3 protein-coding genes are annotated in these 2,307 nt (G+C 77.1%); all 3 read left to right on the top strand.

Features of this window, described 5'->3' with window-relative positions; all coding sequences use genetic code 11:
* A partial coding sequence (locus AC1DUQ_RS20950) for an energy-coupling factor ABC transporter ATP-binding protein (RefSeq protein WP_477074541.1) occupies positions 1-980 on the top strand: 980 nt, incomplete at its 5' end.
* A complete protein-coding gene (locus tag AC1DUQ_RS20945) occupies positions 977-1,774 on the top strand; it encodes an energy-coupling factor transporter transmembrane component T family protein (protein WP_477062387.1) in 798 nt (265 codons plus the stop codon). The genes AC1DUQ_RS20950 and AC1DUQ_RS20945, both read left to right, overlap by 4 nt.
* 40 nt (positions 1,775-1,814) lie before the next feature.
* The coding region (locus AC1DUQ_RS20940; protein ID WP_477074540.1) for a CHAD domain-containing protein at positions 1,815-2,307 on the top strand (493 nt) is incomplete at its 3' end.

Genomic DNA, 2,307 nt, shown 5'->3' with positions numbered 1-2,307 from the left:
GGCTCGACGAGCTCGGACAGCTGCCCGCCCGGGTGCTCGTCCTCGGCCCGGACGGCCGGGTGCACTCCGACGGCCCCACGCACGAGGTGCTGCACGAGGAGTCCCGCGCCCTCGCGCCCCTGGGCACGTGGCAGCCGCTGTCGGCCGAGCTGGCGGCGGCGGGCGTCGGCGCCCTCGGGCAGCTCCCGGTCGACCCCGTTCCGCCGCCTGCGTCGGGGCCGCGCGTGCTGCGCGCTCGTGGGCTGACCGTGCGGCGAGGGCCTCGCACCGTGCTCGACAGCGTCGACCTCGACGTGCACGCCGGCCGGGTGACCGCGGTGGTCGGCCTGAACGGGTCCGGGAAGAGCACGCTGCTGCTCGCGCTCGCCGGGCTCGTGCCCGCGGTCGGGACGGTGGCCGGCGGGTCGGTGGGGCTCGTGTTCCAGCATCCGGAGCACCAGTTCCTCGCCCGCACGGTCCGCGACGAGATCGCGTGGGGACCGCGGCGCGCGCGGGCGACGGACGTCGACGCACGCGTGTCCGGCGCCCTGGACGCGTACCGCCTGGCGGGGCTGGGGGAGCGCGACCCCTTCCGGCTGTCCGGCGGTCAGCAGCGCCGGCTCTCCCTCGCGGCGATGGCGGTGTGCGGGCACGACGTGCTCCTCGCCGACGAACCGACCTTCGGCCAGGACCGGCGCACGTCCGCGGCCTGCGCGGACGCCCTGCGCCGGCTCGCGGACGAGGGCCGAGGGATCGTGCTGGTGACGCACGACCTGCGACTGGTGGGCGAGGTCGCCGACGACGTGCTGGTGCTGTGCGAGGGGCGCGCCCTGGCGCACGGACCGGTGGACGCGATCCTCGCCGACGACGCGCTCCTCGCACGCGCCGGGCTGCCCCTGCCCCCGGTGCTCGCGGCATGGCGAGCCACCGACCACCGGGTGCGCGACGTGCTGCGCGCCCTGCGCGCCGCCACCGGGCGGACGACGTCGGTGCCGGCATGAGCCGCCTCGGGCAGGCACTCCCCCACGACTCGCTCCTGCACCGCCGCAACCCCGCGGTCAAGCTCGCCGTGTTCTTCGTGGTGTCGGTCCTCCTGCTGGTACCGGTCGACCCGTGGACGCCCCTGGCCCTGCTCGTCGTCGCGGTGCCCGCCGTCCTGGTGGCGGGCCGGATCCCGTGGCGGACCCTCGGCGGCGCGGCGCTCCTGTTCGGCCCCTTCGCGTGCTCGCTGCTCGCCGTGAACGCCGTCACCCGCGACGGTCCGGTCGTCGCCGAGGTGCTGGGGCTCGAGGTGACCGGCACGGGCGTGGCCATCGGCGCCGCGCTCGCCCTGCGCACCGTGCTCGTCGGCATCCTCGCCGTCGCGTTCAGCCTGACCACCGACGGCGCCCGACTCATGACGAGCCTGCACCAGCACGCCCGGCTCGGCGCGCGCCCGACGTTCGCCGTGCTCGCCGGCTACCGGGTGCTGGAGGACCTCCCGGAGCGGTGGACGACGATCCGGCAGGCGCAGTCCGTGCGCGATCCCCGGCGCCGCGCGGGCGCCCTCCCACGCGACCCCGGCTCGCTCACCAGGGCGGCGTTCACCCTGCTGGTGGTCGCGCTGCGGCAGGGCGAGCGGATGGCGATCGCGATGGAGACCCGTGGGCTGGGCTCGGGTCAACGGACCGTGCACCGGCCCGTCGCGCTGGACCACCGCGACGCGGTCTTCGCCGCCGTGGTGCTGGGCGTCTGCGCGCTCGTGGTGCTGGCGTCGTGGCGCGTCGGGGTGCTGCGGACCTGGGACACGCTCTGAATCACCGTGTGCGGCCGTCCGGCTGTGCCAACCTCGACGCATGGAGACCGCGGGCGAGGTCGTGCAGGCGTACGTCGCGGTGCAGCTGGAGCGCCTGCTCGCGGCGGTTCCCGCCGTCCGTGCCGGTGACGACGACGCCGTGCACGACGCGCGGGTGGCCACCCGCCGGCTGCGCGCCGTCCTCTCGGTGTACCGCCCGGCCCTGGACCGCACGGTCACCGACCCCGTGCGCGACGAGCTCGCCGACCTCGGGCGGGCGCTCGGGGCCGCCCGGGACCCCCACGTCGAGCGGCACACCCTGCTGCGCCGACTGGCGCAGGAGGACCCTGCCCTGGTCGTCGGACCCATCGAGCAGCGGATCGACGAGGACCGCTCCGCCGCCCGGCTCCTCGCGCAGGACGAGGTCGACGCCTGGCTCGCGTCGGCACGGTTCGCCGCGCTCGTCGCCGCGCTCTCCGCGGACCGGCCCGGCGGCCCCCGGGCGGATCGCGATGCCTCGACGTTCCTGCCGCGCCGCGCACGCCGGGCGTGGG

It is taken from the genome of Cellulomonas sp. P4_B5_2 (assembly GCF_056402235.1).
Note: the sequence above shows the minus strand (reverse complement) of the source record. Positions and strands in the feature narration are given on the sequence as shown.